This window comes from Pseudoalteromonas sp. ATL1 (assembly GCF_058933015.1).
In genome coordinates this window covers 628,860-651,028 of sequence record NZ_JBZYXL010000002.1, presented here as the reverse complement: position 1 = coordinate 651,028, position 22,169 = coordinate 628,860, and the positions used below count along the sequence as shown (strand labels likewise).

16 protein-coding genes and 1 pseudogene are annotated in these 22,169 nt (G+C 42.9%); 9 read left to right on the top strand and 8 right to left on the bottom strand.

The annotated features are described in order from the left end of the window. Window positions 1-30: 30 nt before the first annotated feature. On the bottom strand, window positions 31-486 hold the full coding sequence (locus AC5FX4_RS20915; protein WP_493608350.1) for a nuclear transport factor 2 family protein: 456 nt from the start codon (window positions 484-486) through the stop codon (window positions 31-33). Window positions 487-638: 152 nt separating this feature from the next. Between AC5FX4_RS20915 and AC5FX4_RS20910 the strand changes: the two genes are divergently transcribed. Together AC5FX4_RS20910 and AC5FX4_RS20905 are read left to right on the top strand one after the other, a co-directional pair. Next, a complete protein-coding gene (locus AC5FX4_RS20910) occupies window positions 639-2,807 on the top strand; it encodes a S9 family peptidase (protein ID WP_493608349.1) in 2,169 nt (722 codons plus the stop codon). 188 nt (window positions 2,808-2,995) lie between these two features. Beyond that, window positions 2,996-4,332 (top strand): annotated as a pseudogene (locus AC5FX4_RS20905) (IS5 family transposase). Window positions 4,333-4,399: 67 nt separating this feature from the next. Here AC5FX4_RS20905 and AC5FX4_RS20900 read toward each other — a convergent pair. Both AC5FX4_RS20900 and AC5FX4_RS20895 read right to left on the bottom strand, forming a co-directional pair. Continuing rightward, the gene (locus tag AC5FX4_RS20900) at window positions 4,400-4,585 is read right to left on the bottom strand and encodes a hypothetical protein (protein ID WP_493608348.1); all 186 of its coding nucleotides are present in this window, start codon (window positions 4,583-4,585) and stop codon (window positions 4,400-4,402) included. Window positions 4,586-4,719: 134 nt separating this feature from the next. Beyond that, entirely contained in the window at window positions 4,720-5,259 is a 540-nt protein-coding gene (locus AC5FX4_RS20895; protein WP_493608347.1) for a hypothetical protein, read from the bottom strand. Between the two features lie 554 nt (window positions 5,260-5,813). Here AC5FX4_RS20895 and AC5FX4_RS20890 point away from each other — a divergent pair. After that, window positions 5,814-6,659, top strand: coding sequence for an alpha/beta fold hydrolase (locus tag AC5FX4_RS20890; RefSeq protein WP_493608346.1), 846 nt, complete (start codon window positions 5,814-5,816; stop codon window positions 6,657-6,659). 76 nt (window positions 6,660-6,735) lie between these two features. Here the strand turns inward: AC5FX4_RS20890 and AC5FX4_RS20885 are convergent, their stop codons facing one another. Further along, a complete protein-coding gene (locus tag AC5FX4_RS20885; protein ID WP_493608345.1) occupies window positions 6,736-7,155 on the bottom strand; it encodes a hypothetical protein in 420 nt (139 codons plus the stop codon). 321 nt (window positions 7,156-7,476) lie between these two features. On the opposite strand from AC5FX4_RS20885, the gene AC5FX4_RS20880 reads away from it, so the two are divergent. Next, a complete protein-coding gene (locus AC5FX4_RS20880) occupies window positions 7,477-10,023 on the top strand; it encodes a putative bifunctional diguanylate cyclase/phosphodiesterase (protein ID WP_493608344.1) in 2,547 nt (848 codons plus the stop codon). On the opposite strand, the gene AC5FX4_RS20875 is transcribed toward AC5FX4_RS20880, so the two are convergent. Both AC5FX4_RS20875 and AC5FX4_RS20870 read right to left on the bottom strand, forming a co-directional pair. Then, complete coding sequence (locus AC5FX4_RS20875) at window positions 10,012-10,653, bottom strand: response regulator (protein WP_493608343.1); 642 nt, start codon at window positions 10,651-10,653, stop codon at window positions 10,012-10,014. The genes AC5FX4_RS20880 and AC5FX4_RS20875 overlap by 12 nt on opposite strands. After that, a complete protein-coding gene (locus tag AC5FX4_RS20870) occupies window positions 10,646-11,752 on the bottom strand; it encodes a sensor histidine kinase (protein WP_493608342.1) in 1,107 nt (368 codons plus the stop codon). The genes AC5FX4_RS20875 and AC5FX4_RS20870 overlap by 8 nt, the downstream gene beginning before the upstream one ends. Window positions 11,753-11,920: 168 nt before the next feature. Between AC5FX4_RS20870 and AC5FX4_RS20865 the strand changes: the two genes are divergently transcribed. Further along, window positions 11,921-12,676, top strand: coding sequence for a hypothetical protein (locus tag AC5FX4_RS20865; RefSeq protein WP_493608341.1), 756 nt, complete (start codon window positions 11,921-11,923; stop codon window positions 12,674-12,676). A 54-nt stretch (window positions 12,677-12,730) separates the two neighbouring features. Here the strand turns inward: AC5FX4_RS20865 and hemH are convergent, their stop codons facing one another. Beyond that, a complete protein-coding gene (gene hemH / locus AC5FX4_RS20860) occupies window positions 12,731-13,750 on the bottom strand; it encodes a ferrochelatase (RefSeq protein ID WP_493608340.1) in 1,020 nt (339 codons plus the stop codon). Between the two features lie 326 nt (window positions 13,751-14,076). Here hemH and AC5FX4_RS20855 point away from each other — a divergent pair, with 326 nt between their 5' ends. From AC5FX4_RS20855 to AC5FX4_RS20840, 4 genes are all read left to right on the top strand, one after another. Then, entirely contained in the window at window positions 14,077-15,627 is a 1,551-nt protein-coding gene (locus tag AC5FX4_RS20855; protein ID WP_493608339.1) for a methyl-accepting chemotaxis protein, read from the top strand. 116 nt (window positions 15,628-15,743) lie between these two features. Next, window positions 15,744-16,403 carry a TetR/AcrR family transcriptional regulator gene (locus tag AC5FX4_RS20850; protein WP_493608338.1) on the top strand — a complete coding sequence of 220 codons (660 nt, stop codon included), beginning with the start codon at window positions 15,744-15,746 and terminating at the stop codon, window positions 16,401-16,403. Next, window positions 16,396-17,748, top strand: a complete 1,353-nt coding sequence (locus AC5FX4_RS20845; RefSeq protein ID WP_493608337.1) for an efflux RND transporter periplasmic adaptor subunit — start codon at window positions 16,396-16,398, stop codon at window positions 17,746-17,748. The genes AC5FX4_RS20850 and AC5FX4_RS20845 overlap by 8 nt, the downstream gene beginning before the upstream one ends. Further along, window positions 17,745-20,861, top strand: coding sequence for an efflux RND transporter permease subunit (locus AC5FX4_RS20840; protein WP_493608336.1), 3,117 nt, complete (start codon window positions 17,745-17,747; stop codon window positions 20,859-20,861). Before AC5FX4_RS20845 ends, AC5FX4_RS20840 begins: the two co-directional genes overlap by 4 nt. Here the strand turns inward: AC5FX4_RS20840 and nosR are convergent. Then, window positions 20,812-22,164, bottom strand: coding sequence for a response regulator c-di-GMP phosphodiesterase, NosR family (gene nosR, locus AC5FX4_RS20835; RefSeq protein ID WP_493608335.1), 1,353 nt, complete (start codon window positions 22,162-22,164; stop codon window positions 20,812-20,814). The two genes, AC5FX4_RS20840 and nosR, sit on opposite strands and share 50 nt — an antisense overlap. Window positions 22,165-22,169: the final 5 nt, after the last annotated feature.

Below are 22,169 nucleotides of genomic sequence, written 5' to 3'. Positions count from 1 at the left end.
GTCGTTTACCCAAAGCTCGGGCAAATTGGGTTAGTGCATCGTATCCATTCTATCTACAACAACGAGACGTTCTTTGATCAAGCAAGTGTCTTGATTATCTACCAGTGTGTCTATGTAGCGGCCATTGATCAGCGTGGTTGGCTTGCTTTTATCGTTCTTATCGCTCAGGTAAAGGACAAAGTGTGCCACGCTTGTTAGCGTATTATCGGTGCTTGGGGTGACTTGAGTGCTGGTAAGCATGTGAATACTCTTCTTAGTTTTTAAAGCACCTTCCACTCTTTTTGCAATTTGCTCACTCGAACTTAATGCCACGTTTAACTTGGGTACTGAAAAGGTGGCATCGTCTGTGAACAGCGCTTGGTAGCTTTCAACAGGGCCTTTATCTCTGAGCTGAATATAGTCATGCAATGTTTTTTCACAACGTGCTATTGACTCAGCTGAACCACGCACAACTTGCGTAGAATTACAGGCAGTTAATGTAAACATAGACAAAAGCAATAAAAAATAAGGTTTCATAAAGACTAGCTGTTAACGAAGTTTTACTTAGACTACTGTTCCTAAGTTGATAATTCAATTATATTTAGCGGCGAATAATTTGGTCGTGTATTTCAACACGACAAGAATGCAAGGACTAGAAAATGAAACAATTTGCGCTGTTGCCGCTGGCTTTATCATCAGTCATGTTGATGAACGGATGCCAATCTATCACTCAGCAACCAACACAAGTTGAGCAAACTCAACAAGCGATGCAAGTAGCTGCACCCATCGCTAAAAAGTTACCTCACATCACGCATATCCATGGCTATGAGATGATTGATAATTATCATTGGCTGAGGGATGACACACGCAGCAGTGCTCAAGTTCTAGCTCACTTAGACAAAGAAAACGCATACGCAAAAGCAATGCTAGCCAATACAGAGCCTTTGCAAGCGCAACTATTTGAGGAAATTAAGAGTAAAATCGCAAAACAAGAGCGTTCGGTACCGGTGCAAAAGGGCCGATACTATTACTATTCAAACATGGTAGGTGATCAAGAATATCCCTCCCTTTATCGCAGCGCTGATGTACAAGGGACCAATTCTGAGTTGCTGATTGACATGAATGTCAATGCGCAAGGTCATGATTATTACGCCATTAAAGAGACACAGATCAGCCCTGACGATAACTTGTTTGCTTATGCCGAAGACACTTTGAGTCGCCGTATTTATACAATCAAAGTTAAAAATCTGACCACTGGTAAATTGCTTGTTGATGAGATAGTGGGTGCTGAAGAGTATTTTGTGTGGGGTAATGACAATAAAACCATTTATTACGTTAAAAAAGACCCAGTTTCACTGCTAGGCACACAAGTATACCGCCATAGACTCGGAACTCCCCAAGCCCAAGATGAGTTAGTGTATGAGGAGCAAGATCACACTTATTACACTTACTTAGGTAAAAGCAAAGATGGAGAGCAAATATTCATCCATCATTACAGCACTGAATCAAAAGGTGTTTCTGTGTTGTCGGCTGATGATAATAAAGCAAAGCCAACAAGGCTCGTCACGCGTCAAAAAGGTTTAGAGTACTCAATCGCCAAGTTCAACGACTGGTATTATATTTACACTAACCTGAATGCGGTGAACTTCCAATTAATGAAGGCCAAAGTGTCAGAAGCTGCTGACATGAGTAAGTGGCAAACGGTGATTGCACATGACCCAGATGTAAAGTTGGAAGACTTCACGCTGTTTAATACGCATTTGGTTTATAAACGACGCGTTCAGGGGCAGTCAAAAATTACCATCCGTGCACTTGATACCCAAGCAGAGCATGAACTGAAATTCAATGATGCAGGTTTTGAGGCAGACTTAAAAGGCAACACTCGACTTGATAAAGACAGTGTGCGTATTAGCTACACCAGCTTAACCACACCAGAAACCGTGTATGAAGTTGATTTGAACAACTTCAACAAAGTCACCTTGAAACAAGACAAGGTATTGGGCGATTTTGATGCCGCTGATTATGCATCGGAGCGTATTTTTATTACGGCAAGAGACGGTGAGAAGGTCCCTGTATCACTGGTTTATAAAAAGTCACTGTTCAAAAAAGATGGCTCTAACCCATTGTTACAATATGCTTATGGCTCGTACGGTGTGACGATCGATCCGTATTTTTCAATTTCGCGTTTGAGCTTGTTAGATAGAGGATTTGTATTTGCGATTGCACATATTCGTGGTTCGCAAATGTTAGGCCGCCCTTGGTATGAAGATGGAAAAAAACTTCATAAAAAGAATACCTTCAATGACTTCATTGATGTAACGAAGGCGTTGGTAGCACAAGGTTATGGCGATAAAAAACGCATTTATGCGCAAGGCGGGAGTGCGGGTGGACTGCTCATGGGGGCCGTCGTTAACCAAGCACCAGAGCTATATCATGGTGTGCATGCCGCTGTGCCGTTTGTCGATGTCATTAATACAATGTTAGATGAGTCATTGCCGCTCACCACGAATGAATATGACGAATGGGGTAATCCAAATGACAAAGCTTATTTCGATTATATGCGCTCGTATTCTCCGTACGAGCAAGTTAAAGCACAAGCATATCCAAATATGTTGGTCACGACTGGGCTACACGATTCTCAAGTACAGTACTTTGAGCCTGCAAAGTGGGTTGCCAAATTACGAGAGTTGAAAACCGATGATAATAAACTGCTGTTTAAGGTAGATATGGAAGCGGGTCATGGCGGTGCATCGGGTCGATTTAATCGGATCAAAGATAGAACTTTGAATTACGCCTTCTTTATTGAACTGGCCAACGGTCGTTTATAAAAGTGAGCGCGTAAAAAAGCCCAGAAGATCTGGGCTTTTTCTTTAATTAATTAAAATATAATTTATTTAGTCGACACTGAAAAACACTTAATGTATTGATCTTCTTGATGATCTAAACGATCTTACTATCCTCATTTTGCAAGGTTTGTTTTCTCACCCCTCAAAACCTTGCAAAATGGAGATTAAAAATGAAGCCAAAAGCGACCAACCATACACCACAAAAACAACTGTTCGCGATCGAATTGATTGACCTCGTGGCGCCCAACCACGAACTGGTTAAATTGGCCAACATCATTGATTGGCAGCGTTTAGAAGCCGAATTTGGTCAACTTTATAGTGCAGATACTGGCGCATTGGGAAAACCCATTCGGTTACTGGCTGGATTAGAATATCTTAAACAAATTCATAAACTTTCGGATGAAAATACGGTCGCCATGTGGTGTGAAAACCCCTATTGGCAGTATTTTTGTGGGATGCAGTTTTTTACTCATCAGATGCCGTGTGACCCAAGTTCGATGGTTCGCCAATTCGCAAGCGAATTGGCGAACAGGGTGCGGAATTGATGTTGTCGCTCACCGTCGATGTCGGACTAAAAGTCGGCGCGGTAAAAGAAAGTAGTTTGCGCGAAGTAGTGGTGGATAGCACCGTGATGGAAAAGAACATCAGTTTTCCAACCGACAGTAAACTGCTTGAACGATGCCGTAAAAAACTAGTCGACCTCGCCAAACACGCAGGTATCACACTGCGGCAAAGCTATGTGAGAGCAGGTGTGAAGGTCGCAAATTCAGTCAGTCGTTATGCGCATGCCAAACAATACAAGCGGATGCGTAAAGCATTGAAAAAACAAAAGTCGTATCTTGGTCGTGTGTTCCGCGACATTCTTCGTAAGTTAGATACCAACCCTTCAGCGGCGATGGTCGTTCAACTCCGCCAAGCTGAAAAACTGCTCAAGCAAGATAAATTCAGTAAATCGAAGCTGTACTCACTGCATGAGCCGCACGTTGAATGCATCGCGAAAGGTAAAAGTGCAAAACCGTACGAGTTTGGGGTAAAAGTCAGCGTAGCAACGACGGTGAAGGAACAATTTGTCCTATGCTGTCATGCCATGCACGGCAACCCTTATGATGGTGACACCTTGTATCGCACCTTGAAAATAGTCGAAGACGTCACCAACATACGCCCGTTTACGTGTTTTGTAGACCGAGGTTATCGCGGTCATATGGCAGAGCGGTATGAAGTCTTTATCGCAGGACAAAAACGCGGTGTGACACCTGCGATAAAGAAAAAACTCAAGCGGCGCAATGGGATAGAGCCCATCATCGGGCACATGAAAAGTGATGGCCATTTGGGGTTAAACCGCTTGAAAGGCATATTGGGCGACAAACTCAATGCCATTTTAGCGGGTATCGGGCAAAACTTCAGAAAAATTCTAAGCCTATTGAGGCTTTTTTACGTCTGGATTTTATGTTGGTTGAAAATGTGTCTGAGTTGGAAAAATCGGACAAATATCAAATTGTTTAGCTAGACTTGCAGTGGATGAATTGGGAACGGAAAGGCTCGGTTAACTGGAAAGCCGAGATTTTCAGAATCGACTATTTATTTTTCGTTTTTTTTGACTTCATCATTCTTGAAGCAAGCGCACACACGATATAAATCAAGACAAGAGAGTTACCTATCACCAAGACCTCTTTATCTGTCGCAAACATCCACAGGGCAGCTAATACCACAAATGCTAGGGTGAAATGTGAAACTAACGGGTTTACTTTCTTACTTTTCATACTTAACTGCTTTGTCAAAAATATCGAATAGACTTTTTGTGATTATACCGTTCAAAAAGCAAACAGGCGAGAAAAGTTGTAGATACAGCCAAAAAACTAAGTGAAAGGTAGTGATTTTGGCTGGCTTTTCAGTGTTATTTTACAATTTTGTACTTTTCATTGGCTTTAAAAGCTTCCGCTTCATATGGTGACTGCGCGTAACCATATTGTGCTAAATCAGAAATGTACTTTTTAGAAAACTCATAGACCGACGGCGCATTTTCAAGTTGTTTAACGTGTACAAGCTCATGTGCCATTTTTGGTCTATCTAATTGATAGCCATGACGAACGTAAATAGAGTAGCCAAAAACTTGTGCATTATTAACAATGTTTTCTCCAATAAATCCTAAACGCTCACCCATTGTTTTAAGTGCTTTGTTTTCAATAGGGTAAGGAACTTGGTCGGTATATACCACCCTTACTTTCTCAGGATGTAAAACACCGATTTCCTTAGCTAAGTGGAGATCTTCTTGACTGAGAGGGGTGCCTTCAGCTTGCCCTTTTTTATCTATTTTTTCTGCCCATTTTGCATATTGTGGTAACAATTCTAAAAACTGGCTGACATCCGGTTGGTTTGCTGAAGCGGTGCAACTTAGGCCTAATACTGCAGCTAACAAGATACTTTTGTTAATCATAGGTTCCCTTATTTTTTATTTGAAGCAGCAGTATATAGTATAACCCCATAAATATTGAGAAAAAATCAATAAGAACGCCCTTGTTACGGGAAAAATCGCCAACCGGTATGGAAATTGAAATCGGGGTAAAATGAAACAGTATGAGATCTGATTGAATAAAGCGTACTGTTTGCAACAAGAAATACCCAGCCATTGCCATGAGTGTAAATTGATGTCGACGCCATGTACCGTATGCGCCGCAAGCAGGTATCACTACAAAGAAACACCCAACCAATAATAGGTTATACATGCCAGATACAGAACCGCTGGCTGTTAATATAAATCCTATTACCGCGTAACAAGTGCAAATAATACTGGCAATTTTATACGGCAAATTTGAACAGCCTATGTTTGATTTTGGGGCCCATATATTAGGCATTAGATAGTGTAAAGCAAACCTTGTTGTCGTGAATATTGTTCAATTAAAGTTTCAGAACTTTCTGAAACTTTAATTGATCAAGGTGTGCTTTAAACATACGATGTACTGGGATTTACAAAAATAAAGAGAAAGGACAATGAAATTACTTAAAGCCGCACTCATCAGCATGACAGCCATTGCTGCAACAGCATATGCAAACCAATCAGACCACCAGCACGAATACCAGTTTGTCGAAATAGGTGGCAACAAGCTTGCTTATTCATGTAAAGGACAAGGAGACACCACTGCGTTACTGATCGCTGGAATGGGGTTAGATGCCCATGAAACCTACAAAAACACCTTTCACCGTGCTGATCCTAAAGGATATCGTTTGTGTTTTTATGATAGAGCGGGCACAGGCAAAAGTTCGTTTGCCAAACCGCATGTGAGAAACATATTAGCTCTAACCCAAGAGCTAGAAGCATTCGTAAAAGCAACGAAGATGAAAAACCTTGTATTGGTGCCACATTCATTTGGTGGGTTTGTTGCCAGAGCATACGCACACCGTAATCCAGAGAAAGTAAAAGGCATGGTACTCATTGATATTGCTCATGAATCTTGGTACCAAGATATGAAAGCTAAAATGTCAAAGGAAGCTTGGGGAATAATGAACTGGATCATTAATTGGGAGCGAGATACACACTCATTGGAAGACTTTGAAGAAGCGTCGTTACATACTGAACTGTATAAAATCGATCGCAGCATGCCTGTTACTGTGTTATCCAGAGGGATCCCACATGTTGGCGTTAGAACAACAGGAATGCGCTATGAGGATGTTGATATTTATACAGAAACTTGGAATGATTCTCAGCAAAAAGTAAGACAGATCAGCGATAATGTGACACCCGTTACGATGAAATATGCGTCTCACTTATTTGATCAAACCGATCCAATCATTGCGCTTAAATATATAGATGACATGGTCACAAAAGTGACCAAATAGGCTTACTAGCGTAACACCAGCTTAAATACCGCCATAGTGACTCGTTAACTTTTTTGGCGGTATTTACAGCCCTATTTTAAGCCTTATCGCTACATCTAAAATTAACAGTAACAACGTAAGGCGCTCCTAGCGAATGCTGTGCCAAAGCGCCACCAATGGCGGCAACACCCGCAACGTCATCAACATAGCCATCGCCTAATATCCAAAGCCAAGTACCCACGTCCGTAACACCTTCTGCGGTATTGAGTTTATTTAGGTATTCTTGCTCTGGCTTTTCGCCTTGATAATCAACGTCTTCGTTAATTACGTACATGCTTTTGTTACTTTGATCGCAATAGTCTTTGGCTTGATCCAAAGCTTCCTTAATGCCAGAGCTACGGTCGGTCGATTTGATCACAACGTAATGTTGGTTGTTTTCGCCTGGTCTAACATCATCGTGATGTGCGCACGCGCATAATACGGCAGTGGTAGTGAGTGCAAGGAGTAAGTTTTTCATGGTGATCTCTTGTTTTGGTGATTTGGTGAAATTATTGCCATTGCGGGCTTTGTGTTCCAGTAAGAATCTGTAAAAAATTGATGGAGGCTTGTTACTTTTTTATACACACTGACGTGTGTCATGCGCTCTACTATGCTTAAAACTAATGATGTACTTAATTGTTCCTCTTATAGGTTTAACTTATTGTAATTTAAGGCTGTTTAATGACGGTTGGGCCTGTTTTGTTGAATCTATGAGGTTGAAGAGCTAGGGTTACCAATACTACGGATATGAGTTTTCAGTCGTTTAGTGTGACAAAATAAAAGAGTGATACGGATCGTTATGCATTTATCTTTCAGTCAATTTTATCGTTTATCCAGCGGAAAACCGCGTTATCAATATGCGCTAGAGCACGTTTACAAACGGTTTTCTGCGGCTCATTGCTTTATTGGCAAGTTTATCGATGGTGGTCACTCAGTGAGCACGTTGTCGTATTTAAAAGATGGAATGCTGAGCAATAACATGATCTACGAGCTGGCTTGCACACCTTGCAAAGATGCAAAGCGCAAAGAAAATGTTTGCGTCATAGAAAATGACTTGCAGCGTTTATATCCTGAAGATTTATTGCTACCTCAGTTAGGTGTCGTGGGTTACTTAGGTATCACATTGCGTGCGCCAGACAATCGCCCTGTAGGCATCATGGTGTGTATGTTTGAACAACCAATGCTGGTGACTAGTGAAGATAAAGCATGGTTCACCGAACTAAGTTACATGGTGGCAACTGAGCTGAGCCACAACCTTGAAATGTCTGAAAAAGAACACCTTCTCAAGCGCCTTGCGATGAGTGAGCACATCGCAAAGCTAGGCTCATGGGTTTGGAAAACCTACGAAGATACCCATTGGTTTAGTGATGAAATGACCTGTTTGCTTGGCATCAAGTGTGACTCTCTGTCTTTTGATGATTTTGTTGCTTGTTTAAAGTCTGAAGATTCTCAGCAGCTTATGCGCATGCTTGAAAATGTAAAAACAGGCGAGGTGGAGTCATTTAGCTTAAATTTTACTCACAAATTAAGTGATTCGAATAAGGGGCTGTTTCACATTATTGCACGTGTTGAAGCCAGCAAAGATAACCCCGATGGCTTTATTTTAAGAGCAACCGTGCAAGATGTAAGTTATGCGTCAGCATTGTTAAAGCAGTTAGAACTCACCGATGTGGTTTTTAAAAACGCGCAAGAAGCAATAATGATAACCGATAGCCAAAATAGAGTGATGATGGTTAATCAGGCATTTGAGCAGCTTACAGGTTACTCAGGTGAAGAACTACAGGGCGCGAACCCAAACGTTCTATCCTCTGGTAAGCAAGATAAACAGTTTTATAAAGACATGTGGCAGCAGCTGCTGGAGCAGGGGAGTTGGAAAGGGCAAATATATAACCGGAGGAAAAACGGCCAAATTTATCCTGAAGAGTTATCGCTAAATGCCGTGCGAGACAAGCAAGGTAACATCTCGAATTTTGTGGCAATTTTTCACGATATAACCAAGTGGAAACGCAATGAAGCAGAACTCACCTTTTACGCTAATCACGAAGTGCTCACAGGTTTACTAAACCGTCGTAGCTTTATCATGGCACTAGACAAAGAACTTACCGACCAAAATAACAGGCACAGTGCTCGAGCTTTATTGTTTATTGGTTTAGACCGATTTAAAGAGGTGAACGATTTATACGGACCAGAAGCGGGAGATTATGTACTCGTTGAAGTGGCTGACCGTATTCAACGAGCCATTAAGGCTAAGGACATAGCGTGTCGCTTTGGTGGTGACGAGTTTGCTGTGCTACTTCACATTCAAGATGAAGCACAATCGCTTGCAAGTGCTAGGGTGATCAGTGCGCGCTTGAGTGAACCATATGTTTTTGAGGAATTGACCATTGAGTTAACTGCAAGCGTTGGGGTTGCGCATCTCGAGAAAGAATCGCTTAAGCCAAGCGCTGATTGGGTTAGAGACGCGGCGCATGCTTTGGGCAATGCCAAAAAATATAGACAAGGTCATGTCGCACTGCACAATGAAGTGTTGCAAAACGCACATCTGAATAAAATTAAACTCAGAGATAAGCTTAAAATGGCGCTGCGGGAGTCATCGCTTAAGGTGTACTATCAGCCAATTATTGATGTAAAAACGGGGCGTATTAAAAAGTTCGAAGCACTGGTTAGGTGGATTGATGTTGAGCTTGGTATGGTGTCACCTAGTACGTTTATCCCAATTGCGGAAGAGTTTGGCCTAATTGATCTTATTGGCCAGCATGTGTTGGAAACCAGTTGTAGAGACCTCGCCGCCTTACACCGTGCTGGGTTTGAGCATATTAGCTTTTCAATTAATCGCTCGGTCAATGAGTTTAAACAATCAAATAGCCAGCTTACTTTGATCCCAGAAGCGATTGAGAAAGTGGGTTTACCTTTAGAAGCGGTCACGATTGAGGTGACCGAATCCGTCGCGGCCAATAAGTACACATGGCGTGTATTAGACCAGCTAAGAATGAAAGGCGTACAAATTGCACTTGACGACTTTTGTACAGGCTATTCGTCGCTCAGCAACTTAATTGAGAATCAGGTCGATTTTGTCAAAATAGACAAGTCATTTGTTGATAGTTTAAAACACGAGCCTAACAAACAAATACTCATAAAATGTTTGATTGATTTGAGCACCCAACTGGGACTTGAAGTGATTGCTGAGGGCGTAGAGCATCTTGAACAACTCTGTATGTTGGAGCAGTTTGGTTGTCACTTAATTCAAGGCTACCTATACAGCTCGGCCAAACCCATAGATGAATGTTTGGCCATGCTCACACAAGAACAAACGAGCTTAATCAAAGCGGTCGATTTACTTCAGTAAGCCCAGTTCCAGCGTTTTTAAGATGGCTTGTGTTCTATCGCGCACTTGTAATTTGCTGAGTATATTCGAGACATGGTTTCGCACGGTCCCTTCTGCATTAAATACAGCAGAAGCGATTTCTTTGTTCGATTTTCCTGCCACCATCAAGGCTAAAATTTGTTTTTCTTTATCTGTTAAGTCGAACTGTTCTCTGTCTACGGGCTTTTGTTGTGCTTTTATTAGCTGTTGAGTTAATTCGCTTTGCAGCACAATTTCACCCTCATGCACGCGTTCAATAGATCTGACTAACTCTTCCAAAGACACGTCCTTAAGTAAGTAACCACGCGCACCGGCTTCCATACCACCCAGTAGTAAGTCGTTTTCATCAAATGTAGTCAGGATAAGAAACTTAGCGTCACTGCCTTTGGCTTGCATTGCTTGTAGCACTTCAAGCCCTGAGCCATCGGGCATACGCATATCAAGCAAGATCACATCGGCATTAATCTGTGCGTTGTTAAATTGATTTAAAAAGTCATTACCACCGGTCGACTCGCCGGTAACACAAATATTGTCCGTCAGGGTGAGTAAGGAGCGCATGCCTTGTCTGATCAGGCTCTGATCATCGACTAAATGTACATTTATTTTATTCATATGGGACTCTAATGGTCAGGGTTAATCCTTGTGGGCTGGGTGAAACAAGTAATTCACCGCCCAATTGGTTGATCCGCTCTTGCATGCCCGTCAATCCGTTACCAAAGCGCAACTTATGATTGAACATACCATCATCGCTGATAACGAGTTCAAGCTGGGATTGATCGTGTTTTAGCGAAATCGAGATGTTTTCTGCCGTATTGGCATGTTTAAGTGTATTGGTGATAGCTTCTTGGCTGCATTTGAGCAAGCATTGCGCAGTATCGAGCCGTACTTTGTCGAGAGCTCGCTCTATGTCTAAATGCACTTGAACTCTGGGGGTTTGTTGAGCAAGTTGTTCTAAGCACTCAAATAAATCAAACCCGATGCTTTCCCGTTTGTCGCTGACTACTCTACGGGTGGTTTGCAGTGCCGCTTTGGCTTGTTCATAGCAAGACTCTAGTTGAGGTTGCTGCGCTTCTGAACAGGTTCGCCGTGCAATATCTAGATTGATGATCAATGAGGTGAGCGCGTGGCCTACTTCATCGTGTAAATCTCTTGCCAGTCTTAAACGCTCACTTTGAGCTGAGGCCGTGCTGAGCAAGGTTTGCGTTGATTCTAACTTGGCATTGGTCAGTGCAAGCGCCTCTTTGGCTTCACGTTCACTCACCATTCTTTGTGTGACGACCAACGAGAAAAAATGAAACGCAATGAACATTGCCGCATCGCTAAACAACCAACCATGTTCCCAGTAGTTTGCTTGGCTGACTAAGAACAAGCAGTGGATCGCAAAAATATATAGAAAACAAATGTATTTGGGTGCATAAAACACCAAAATTGAGCACATCATGACGCTATAAATAAGCGTGAGACCCAGTGGAGAAACATAAAACAGCGTACCCACAATGCCAATGATACCGAGCAACATGACATGACGAATGCGATACCCATATGATTGGGATTCATTCACAACCAACAAAATAAGACCGAGCAGTAAGAAGTGGAGCAGATACTCACCATTGCTCGCAAGTGGCGGTGTGATCCGCAACATGCTAGGTATTGCGACCGCTGCCCAAGTAATAAATACCGTGAGTAGCCAGGTTGGTTGATACTTAAACATTGATCCTGAAGCCTTTTTGATTGTCATCTTAACCAGCTTTCGTGGTGCTGAAAAGGACTAAATATAGGGTCATGACATATGTCATGACAATAACGTGACAAACGTGACTGTGGCAATAGCGCCCATTTTCTTAATCTAACGTCATCAGTTTTGATTGAGGAAAAAGTCATGGAATACATTCACAAGTTTGCTGTTTATACACATATCATTTTGGGCTGCTTTGCACTCGTGTTGTTTTGGGTCCCTGTTATTGTGAGCAAAGGCAGTAAAGCACATAACCGCTTTGGGCAGTACTACAACTGGTCAATGTATGGCGTGTCTATATTGGGTATCGTCGCCTGTATACTGGTGCTGATAGATCCAATGACCGCTAAACCTAAAGAGTTTACAGATGCCGTTGTTCAAGCTAGCTATGTGCAGCAAAGCCGTATTTTTTCTATGTTTTTATTGATGCTCTCTTTGCTTGTGTTAACGTCAATTTATCATGGTGAGCGAGTGTTGAAAGTGAAAGCGCGCAACGAACAGTTAAGAAACCCGCTTCATTTAGGATTACTTGCGTCGTTAATCATCTCAGCATTAATTGCTTTTGCGCTTGGATTACAACAGTCACAAACTTTACTGATTGTTTTTGCCTGTGTATCCGTGTCTGTATCAATCAGCATGCTTCGTTATATTTTCAAATCAGAGATCGCGCCAAGAGCGTGGGTCATTGAACATATGGGGGCAATGCTCGGTTCAGGGATTGGTGTTTACACGGCATTTTCAGCCATGGGTGGTCGACATATTTTGAGTTATTTATTAGGTGAGCAAGCCATATTTTTAAGTTGGATTATGCCTTCCGTTATTGGGGTAGTTGGCATCTTGTGGTCAAAACGTTATTTTAGCGAAAAGTTTAAGGTGAAGGCTAAAGTCAAAACAGCTTAACAAGCGTAACAGCTAATAATTGGCAGCGCGGGCATTGCGCGCTGCCAGATGTTTTTAAAGTAGCGGTTTTAATACATCATATAATGCGTTGATGTGGTCGTCTCTATCATTTAAAGCGGCGATATAACGGTACTTTTCACCACCAGCATGTTCAAAAATTTCGCGGTTTTCTACTTCTAACTCTTCCAAGGTTTCTAAGCAGTCGGCGCTAAACGCTGGGCTGATAATCGCAATATCTTTAATGCCTTGTGCTGGGTAGCCTTCTAATGTGGCGTCTGTGTAAGGCTTCAACCATTCGGCTTTACCAAAGCGACTTTGGAATGTAGTTTCGACTAGTGATGTGTCTAGCCCAAGCTTTTCAACCACTAAGCGAGTCGTTTGCTGACATAAGCAGTGGTAAGGATCACCATTGTCTAAAAACAGTTTTGGCATACCGTGATATGAAAACACCAGCTTTTGCGGTGTGCCGTTGGCTTGCAAGTCTTCGGCAATCGAATTTGCTAATGATTCAATATATAAATCATTTTTGTGATACCCGTTGATAAAGTGTAGCTCAGGCACCCAACGCCACTTTTTAAGCACATTGGCTACCGCATCAAAGGTCGACCCCGTGGTAGGGCTGGAATATTGCGGGTACAAAGGCAGCACTATAATGCGTGTAAGCCCTTTATCGCGTAATGCCTCTAATCCTGCTTCAATAGACGGGTTTCCATAGCGCATAGCCATAACAACCTCTGTATTTTCGAAGCCATTTTGCTTGATCAGTGCTGCTAACTTATCGGTTTGCTGCTGTGAAATGTCAATGAGAGGAGAACCCTTTTCTGTCCAGATGCTCTGATAAGCTTTAGCTGATTTTTTAGGGCGAACGCGCAAGATTATGCCATGTAATATCATCAACCAAATTAAGCGCGGGATCTCAACAATGCGAGGATCAGACAAAAATTCAGCGAGGTACTTTCTAAGCGCTTTGGGGGTTGGGGCATCGGGGCTACCCAAGTTGGTAACTAATATGCCTGTTTTTTGGTTAAATCGCCCATCATGGGGATTGTCGGTGATCGCTGAAAATCGTGACACACACGGCTCCTTTGATATCTGTTTGAATGCAAAGCATCTAGCTCTGGCCAATTTTACAAGATTATCAGTACGTTCGTCACGGTAAACTCGATCTGTTTGCAACGCTATCTATAATTAAAATCACATTACGCTAAGAAAAACGTCACTCATGGCGTCGTATTAGCGTGAAATGTTTCTAAAATGGGTGTTTAGGGCATGGTTTTGACTCTTTTTTCGTGCAACTTAACACAATATGATTGCATCAAGTAAGCAGGAAGAGTAACGTTGCGACCCATTTTTAACAATATGCATCAAGTGCTTAAGATTCATTTAGGATGTAAAGGTATATGCGAGTTAATCAGCCAGTCACACAGCAACAGAAACATTTTGGCCAAAATGTTAAATTGATTTCGGTTACTGATCTACAAGGAAGAATTGTTGATTGTAATGACCATTTCATTGCAATTAGCGGCTTCTCAAGAGAAGAACTCATTGGGCAACCACACAATATTGTGCGTCACCCAGATATGCCAGAGCAAGCCTTTGCAACCATGTGGGCACAATTAAAAGCCGGTAAACCATGGATGGGGGTGGTTAAAAACCGCTGTAAAAATGGTGATTTTTACTGGGTAGATGCATATGTGACGCCCGTCACTGAAAATGGCAAAGTGGTTGGTTATGAGTCGGTCAGACGTTGTCCAGACAAAGAGACGGTTACACGCGCAGAGGCACTTTACAGGCAATTAAAAAGTAACAAATCTCAAGGTGTTAAGTTACCTAAACTTAGAGTGATTTGGCCATTAGTGATGTTGTTTATTGCAGTTTTACTTTGGACTTTTGTCTCTCAAACAGGAGCGTTCGTTTGGGTTATTTTCAATAGCATGGGGGTGTGTGCTTATAACTTGTGGCGTGACAGTGAGCAATTAAGACGTTTAGAAAATAGTTTATCCCATAGCTTTTGTGACGAGGTAGCCAAACAGGTGTATTCCACTTGGGACGGCACCATGGCAAGTATTCAAGTACGTTTACTCAGTGAGCAGGCGCACCTTGATACCGTGATCACACGTATTGAATACTCTGCGAAAGATGTCACCTCGGGTGCGCACGAAGCATTAGAAAAAGCGGGTGACAGTTATCAGCAGCTACAAAAGCAGCAACTTGAAACCGAGCAAGTGGCGACGGCCATGAACGAAATGTCGACTACAATCAACGATGTATCGGGCAATGTTCAGATCAGTGCCGAACATGCGCAAAGTGCATTGTCGATGGCAGATGAAAGCGCGCGTTTAGGCGAACGAACTCGCCAAGCAATAGAAGCGTTAGGGCGCACGGTGTTAGAGATAAGAGATTCAGTACAAGGTGTGTCTAAGCAAACGTCACGAATTGCAGATGCAGCACAAATTATCGAGCAAATTGCGGAGCAAACTAATTTATTGGCATTAAATGCAGCAATTGAAGCGGCACGCGCTGGCGAGCAAGGGCGCGGGTTTGCGGTTGTAGCCGATGAAGTACGTCACTTGGCTCAGCGTACACAGCAGTCAACTCATGAGATCCACACCATTATTAGTGAACTTAGTGATAGCACTCAAAATGCGGTGAATATTGCTCAACAAGGTGAGCAGGAGTCGCTTTCAGGCATAGAGCAATTAGTACAAAGCACAGATATGCTCAATCAAATACAGCAAGCGATCAGCCAAATTCATGATATGTCGATGCAGATTGCTGCGTCCGTAGAGGAGCAAGCTGCGGTATCTGATGACATTAATCAGCAGGTGGTGAATATCGCCAGTCTTGCGAATGACAGTTTGCACAGCGCAGATACAGTTAAGCAAGTGAGTGGTAATTTGACTTCTGTGGCAAATGACATGTATGAACTTGTTGTCCGGTTTAAGCGCTAGGCGAGCTGCCATGCGCACCCGTTTAATCAAAATTGCGATTTTGATTAATTAATTGACTCGCTTCTTAAATTTGGGTCGCTATTATTTAACCATGTGATTAAATAATAGCGACTCGTATGAATTCCCCTTCTAGCAACAAAGCAGGCCGCCCAGCCAAGCATAATGACGAAGCTCGAAATGCATTGATCGGCGCCGCGCGACATAAATTTACAAAAAAACCTTACGATAAAGTCAGCATTCGTGAACTTGCAGAGTATGCGGGCGTGAATTCTGCGCTGATCAAATACTACTTCAATAATAAAGAGGGCTTATACAGGGCGATGATCCTTGAAGTGACAGGCCAAGTGATGCGGAACATACAAACCCACTTGAACAGCAGCCACTTTACGTCGATCAGCGAGGTATTTCGTAGTTTCACCCAAGTAATGAAGTTATCGCCTGAGTTTCCGCTATTAATGCTCAAAGAAGTGATCCTCAATCAAGGTGTATGCCGTGATTTCTTTTTGGAACAGTTAGGCCATTCGCACTTAAAAGTGATTGATGGCGTGTATGCACACTTTGCAAATCAAGGAAAAATCAAACCGGATGTGAACCCTATGTTATTTCGTATCTCATTGATGAGTATGATGATTTACCCTTGGTATTTGCGAGAGCTACTACACAAGATGGAGGGGATTGAGTTTGACGATGTATTTTTAGAATCCCTAGTGCAACACAATACCTTGTTGATGACCAGTGGGCTGTTTCAGGATGTTCAGGAGAATCTTAATGATTGAGAAAATAGTCGCTTGGTTTCAGGCAGGTAAAAAGCGAGGCTTAATTTTATTACCCGTATTGGGCGTACTTTTTTTCGTTTTGATGGTGAAACTTAAGTCGCCACCGGCAAAAAACAGCGCTAATGCGGTTGTGCCTCCAGTGCAAGTCGGTTTAGTCAAAAAACGTGAGTTACAACATCAGATTGTCGGTTATGGGCGTGCTCAAGCTAAGCAAATTTGGCGAGCGATTTCTGAGGTGGAAGGTCGTGTGATCTATAAACACCCTGACTTAGAGGTTGGGGCTATGCTTGCTGCGGGCACCGTTGTGTTGAAAGTGGATCCTGTTGACTATGAACTTAAACTAGCGCAGACGAAATACGATTTGAACTCGGCGCAAGCACAAGCGGATATGATTAAATTTAATCAAAAGAAAACCACGCAATCACTAGAACTGGAATCGCAGCGATTAACGATTTTAGAAAAGGAGTTAAAGCGAAAGGAGGGATTACTGGGTAAAGGTTCGGTGTCGCAGTCTACGGTTGATCAACAGCGCAGCCAAGTATTTGCGCAACAACAGAAAGTGTTGGAATTACAGACCAGTGTGAATTTAATCCCATCAGACTTGGAAGTTGCACAGGCGAGAGTACAAGTTCAGCATGCACGCGTGCAAGAAGCGCAACTACAGCTGGACAAAACCACCATCATACTGCCACAAGATAGCCGCATTACGGCGGTGAATATTGAAAGTGAACAAGTGATCACCATGCGTTCAACGCTATTTGAGGCTCGCCATTTAGGTGATATGAAAGTGGATGCACAATTTAATTTAGCGCAAGCTCGCGCTTTGTTACGCCAAGTTTGGGTGTCTCAAAATAGTCATGAGCAGGGGCTACCAGATGTGAGACGACTGCCGCTTAGCGCTACTTTGCGACATTACAACAGTGACATGTTAGAGCAACCCGCATTAAGTTGGCCTGCCAAGGTCACTCGTGTTCTACAAAATACCCAGGCAAGCAGCAATAGCCTACAAATGGTCCTTGAAACACAAAATAAGTGGCAAGATTTTAACCCAGTGGCACAACCGCCTTTGCTGGGCGATATGTTTGTTGAGGTGACGGTTCAAAGCCCTGCGAGACAGTATTTGAGCGTGCCGCAAAATGCACTCAAAGATGGATATGTGTTTATAGTTAAAGACAACAAACTAGTCAAAAAGCCAGTTCATAAGCTGTTTTCTTCGGCCGGATACGTTGCGCTCGATAGCAACTTACCAAATACACTTAGTGAGGGCGATTTAGTGCTGGTAACTGAATTAATGCCTACATTAGAGGGAATGCAAGTTGAGGTTGTTGAAGGTGGTGAACAATGATCGCCTTTTTTGCTCGTCACCCAACCGCTGCCAACTTATTGATGCTGATTATTTGTATCGCAGGATTAACCTCATTACCGCAATTGAAGCGTGAAACGTTTCCCGAATTTAGTAGCGATAAAATTGCCGTTACCGTCATTTACCCAGGTGCTGGGCCGAGTGAAATAGAGCAAGCATTGTGTGTGGTGATGGAAGACGCGATTGACGGGTTAAACGGTATTGAAACCATGAGCTGTGAGTCGCGCGAAGGTGTGGGCACACTCACAATAGAAGCGCAAGAGAACTACAACGTTGCACTTTTACTGTCGGATGTTAAAACGCAAATTGATGCCATCGATAATTTTCCACAACAAATAGAGCCCCCCATTGTAAAAGAGCTTGGTAGAGATCAGCATTTGATTTCTTTGGCGGTATCTGCGGATTTACCAGTGCATGAGTTGAAGTTGTATGCGGAGCAGCTAAAAGCGCGTCTTAAGCGCCAGCCGGGTATCGACATTGTGGATATTCAAGGTTTCTCTGATCAGCAAGTCAAAATTGAGTTGTCGCTTTTTAAACTCAGAGAGTATGGGTTAAGCGCCAACGATGTGGTGGCGTTGTTGCAAAAGCAAAACGTGAAGTTGCCCGCAGGCAACTTCAGTGATGGCAATAAGCTGATGCAGGTACGCTTTGATCAACAACAACTCACCGCGCAAAGCATCGCTATGCTGCCAATAAAGAGTTTGAGCAATGGTGAACAGATCTACCTAAAAGATATCGCAGATGTGTCAGAAGGGTTTGAGCTTGATGAAGAACAGATTATCTTTAATGGTCAACGAGTTGCCTTATTAGATATTAAAAAAGCCAAGCGTCAAGATGCCATCAAACTGGTTGAACAAGTTTCACAATGGGTTGCAGATGAACAACAAAAAGCCCCTCATGGTGTGACGCTCACTTTAACGCAAGATACCGCACAAATTGTGAGAGATCGATTGAGTATGTTACTCAACAATGGCTGGCAAGGATTCGTGCTTGTCTTGCTGGTGATGTACTTGTTTTTCTCATTTAGATACTCGTTTTGGGTATCAATGGGGTTGCCAGTGTCATTTTTGGGGGCTTTTGCATTGATGGCCTTAATGGGGGTGAGTATCAATATGATCTCCATGGTGGCGCTGCTGATGTCTATTGGTATTTTAATGGACGACGCCATTGTTATTGCGGAGAGTATCGCCGCGAAGGTTGAACAGGGCGAAGACATTGATGGGGATGCAATTAAAGGTGTATTGAAAGTTGCGCCGGGCGTATTTTCTTCCTTTTTGACCACTATCGTTGTTTTTATCGGGTTGGCTTTTATTAGTGGAGATATTGGTAAGGTATTGAAAGACATCCCTTTAGTTCTGATCGCAACGATTTTTGTGAGTGTGATTGAGGCCTTTTTTATTTTACCAAATCACCTGATCCACTCTTTACATAAAGGGGTGAAGGAAGATAAATCACCTTGGGCATTTAAGGTACGTTTTACAAATGCATTTGAGCATTTTCGCTCAAAAACATTAGCTGCTTGGGCGCATTGGTGTGTGACCAAACGGTACTATTTTATTGGCGCTGTAGTGGCATTGTTCTTCGTGTCGATTTCATTACTAGCGGGTGGCGTTGTTAAATTTAAAGCTTTTCCTGTGCTTGAGGGTGATACGGTAGAAGTTAGACTACTACTGCCACCTAGTACGCCTTTTACGACTACCACTCAGGTTGTTGAGCAATATGCCCAAGCGCTGACAAGGGTGAATACGCGTTTGTCTGAAAATGAGAATAGCTCACTTGTTGAGCATGTTACGGTACAGTACAACCGTAATTCCGATGCATTTGAGCAAGGCGAGCATTTGGCGACGATTCGAGTTGATTTGTTAACAGCGCAAAGCCGAAACACCAAAATGGCCGAACTTATCTCACTTTGGCGTAGTGAAGTTGGTGTGATCCCAGGGATCCAAGCGGTTTCTTTTAAGGAGCCGGTGCTGGGGCCTGCTGGTCGAGCAGTCGAAATTCGTATTCATGGGGCCGAACTTGATACGCTGATGCTCGCAGCACAAAAATTAAAAACAGATTTGGCCCACTATGAAGGGGTGTCTAATATTATGGATGACTTGCGACTGGGGAAAAATGAATGGCGAGTTCGTTTACAGCCCGGCACCCTTGCGCAAGGGATCGATGGTTATGCGCTGGCGACACAATTGCGTACGGCATTGTTTGGGCAAATTGCCGGTGAAGTGCAACGAGATAACACCAGTATCGAGCTGTATGTAAAACTTCAAAAACAAGATAAGGACAGTGTAAGTAAGCTACTCAATTACCCAATCAAGTTAAATAATGGCACGCAAGTACCCTTAGCCAGTTTGGCGCAATTGAGCATTGAGCAAAGCGTAACACGAATAAATCGCGTGGATGGTCAACGTACTGTAACCATAACTGCGGATGTGGATGCGCTAAAGGCTAATACCAATGAAATCGTCAATGAAATAAAGGCGAACAGCATTGCGACATTACTTGCTAGTTACCCACAGTTAAGTGTTAGCTACGAAGGAGAAGTGAAAACGGGTGGCCAAACAGGTAAGTCAATGGCGGGTAAGTTTTTGCTCGGCATGGTTGGGATCTTCATTATTTTGAGCTTTCAATTTCGCAGTTACTTTGAACCCGTTATGGTGATGTTAGCGATTCCACTCGCTTTAATTGGCGTTGTTTGGGGACATTTCTTGCTAGGTTATGATCTTTCGATGCCGAGTATGATTGGCTTTATTTCTTTGGCTGGTATTGTTGTCAATGACTCTATCTTGCTGGTGGCATTTATTAAATCCCATGAAATGAAGGAAGGATGTCTTGAGCGTTCGGCGGTGTTGGCTGCTAAAGCGCGTTTTCGGGCAATTTTTATTACCTCAGCGACAACCATTGCAGGGACGTTGCCGTTGTTATTAGAAACAAGTTTACAAGCGCAAGTTGTACAACCCCTGGTGGTTAGCATGGTATTTGGTATGGCCTTGTCGACTATCTTGATTGTCTTTGTACTGCCAGCTATTTATGTGTTGCTGGAGGATTTTAGTTTGACTTCGAAGCACCATTTGCGTTCGGATACACCATCAGTCTAAATGGCGTAGGCTTCTTTTGTTCGAGCTGCTTGAGCTTGGCAATTGAAGCGGCGCTGAACACATGGCCTTTGGGTAGTAGCATGATACCTTGATGGTTGTGCACGGGTAATCCAAGTGTCATGCCCGGGTTGAGTTGATCGCAGTTTAAGATCTGCATCGATCCGGTTGCTTGATGTTGTTTACTGATTTTATCAAAGCCTTTTTCCAGCGCGGCCACGACATTTGGCGCATATAAATGGCCGCTAAATGCTTTGATATGGGAAAGGGCGTCGAGTTGTTTTTGTTCTTCTGATTTGGTGTTCATGTCTATGGATTGCCAAAAGTCTCGGGCAACGCTTAATATTTGCGCGCAAATGGGGATATCGTCAGCAATGAGACCACTTGGAATACCCTCGCCGTTATATTTTTCGAATTGGTGGTAAATACCTTCAGTCACGTCATTTAAATGTTGAGCAGGCATAAGCATTAACTGTGCGGTAGCTGGATGGGTATAAAACAACTTTTTTTGCTGATCGCTCAGTTGATTTACCGGCACACTATATAACTCGGGATCCATTGCCAGTAAACCCACTTGTGCTAAAAAGCCAGCCATACCCGCCGTTTGTACTTGTTTTGCTGTGAGTGACATATGTTTGGCGATGATGCGGCATGTTTTGGCAATATTGCTCGCCAATTTACCATCGAGATAAGGATTTGCGTTGATAAAGTTATAAAGGAGTTCTACAGTGGCTTTGTGCTCACCCTGTTCATGCGCATGTGCTATTTCAAGCTTTTTAAGCACCTGACGAATTTGTGCCGTGCGCTTTTCTACCAGCTTTTCTAGGGAGTGATTTAGCTCATTGAGTGCTTCATTTTGCTTCAATATGTGTGCTTGTAAAATCGCGTTACGTCTTTTAAGGCGGTATTTTTCTATCGCAAGAGTTATCACATGGATAAGGTTATCATTTTCCCAAGGCTTATTGACATAGGCACATACATGCGCGTCGTTAATGGCACCAATTGCCGTTGTCGGGTCGACATAGGCAGTAAGCAGTATACGTTGTGAATCGGGTGCGAGCTTTTGTGCTTGAGCAAGAAATTCTAAGCCATTCATTTGCGGCATGCGCATGTCGCTAATAATTACATCAAACTCGTTGTTTTCAAGCGCCTTTAAGGCTTCCTCGCCTGACGAGTAGGATTGCGTTTGAATATGATGATGACGCAGTAGCCGAGTGAGTGAGCGAAGCACACTGGGCTCATCATCCAAACACAGAACCTGATATGGACGCGCATCTAAATTTTGTAGATCTGCTATATCTTGCATAAAAA